Source organism: Bilifractor porci, assembly GCF_009696005.1.
Lineage (GTDB): Bacteria > Bacillota > Clostridia > Lachnospirales > Lachnospiraceae > Bilifractor > Bilifractor porci.
Map to the genome: position 1 here is coordinate 1 of NZ_VUMV01000019.1, position 1,678 is coordinate 1,678.

Genomic DNA, 1,678 nt, shown 5'->3' on the forward strand with positions numbered 1-1,678 from the left:
AAATTACAATAATAAGGACGCAAAGAAGTGCACTCTTGTGCAGTTCTTTGCGTCCTTTTCTTGTTTTCGTCATTGGGGCACCCAAGCTACAAGACTGGAGACCATATCGACCCAATCATATATTTTGCGGGGTTAGGGTGGGGATAAACCCCACCCCTACGCTGGATGTACATGGTGAGTTCGTGGGGGTGGGGTTCATCCCCGCCCTAACCCTCTTGTCTGTAATATTCTCACACAAAGGACACAGAGATCTCTACCCGTGGCGCACTGGATATTTTCCGTGGAATCATAGTGAGAGGAAATATAAATCTTTATACTGCCATTATCGCTTTGGCATTTTCAAACGGAAAAGAGAAAAGAAAATCATGGTCATGCTTATGCTCCCCAAGGAGCAATGAGTCTAAAGCTATGGGGTAGTCTTGCGAGCAAGCTCGCCGCCTACCCCCATAGCTTTAGCCCCACACCTTTGGTGTCAAGCCTGCCCATGACGAAAATCGCTAACGCGTAAAATTGCCCCTTGGGCATAAAATCCTGCGGCCGAAAGATAGTCCATAGCGTCTTGAAAGTCTCCTGTTTTCCACGTTAATAGCCGTTAACGGCCGTAAATCATTAAAAATCAATAAAGTGACACTTTGTATTTGGATTTTTGGGTGGCGCAAGCTATCTTTGCATCATGTTCGTACACAAGAAACGCCACAGATCAGGTGCTTATAGCATCGAGGTTCTGAGAAAGGACAGGTACTCCCGCAAGAATGTGACTGTAAAGATTATCGGGACAAGTTCCAATGCGCAAGAATTGCTTGCCTTGGAACGCAAGGCTCGTGAGTTTATAGACTCGCAGCTTGGCCAGCCTATTCCGATGGACTATCATTATCCTTTCGAAGACGATCTTGAGAGCTTCCTCTCTGGTATTTCCAACACGCAGATTCAAGTGATTGGTCCCGAACTTATCTATGGACGGCTTTACGACAAGATAGGATATGGAGGGATAGACAATGAGATGTTCCGTCATTTGGTAATTTGTCGTCTATTCAATCCGGGCAGCAAACTCCGCACGGTGGAGTATCTCCGACAATATCTGAACAAAGACTACGACGTGGATGCCATATACAAGTTCCTTGACAACCTTTGCTTCCGAAAAGACAAGGACTGCAAGAAGGACGCTTCCGGCAAAGTTATCAAGCCTGTTGGTAATGATATGAAGCACGATGTGGAACGCATATCCTATGCCTACACAAAGAAAATATGTGGCGGCGAAATAAACGTAGTGTTCTATGATATGACTACTCTTTACTTCGAGGCTGCGCAGGAAGACGACCTCCGCAAGACCGGTTTCTCTAAGGACGGCAAGCATTCGTGTCCTCAGATTTTCCTTGGCCTGCTTGTCACCACGGGCGGCAATCCAATAGGCTACGGAATTTACGAAGGGAATATACACGAGGGCAAGACGCTTGTACCGATGATAAAGGACCTGGCCGGGCGACACGGCTTCGACCATCCCGTAGTTATAGCCGATGCAGGTCTGCTTTCCAAGAAAAATATAGAAGACTTGGAGGCTGAGAAATACGAGTACATACTTGGTGCGAGGGTTAAGAGCGAGACTGCAGAGGTAAAGGAAGCAATACTTGGAATGAATCTAGAAAATGGCGATGTGAGGTGCATAGACAAGGCGAATGGC

At 46.7% G+C, this 1,678-nt stretch carries 1 protein-coding gene; it reads left to right on the plus strand.

The genetic code is table 11. The features are described 5' to 3' along the window. Positions 1–673: 673 nt before the first annotated feature. A partial coding sequence (locus FYJ60_RS12385; protein ID WP_154458983.1) for an IS1634 family transposase occupies positions 674–1,678 on the plus strand: 1,005 nt, incomplete at its 3' end.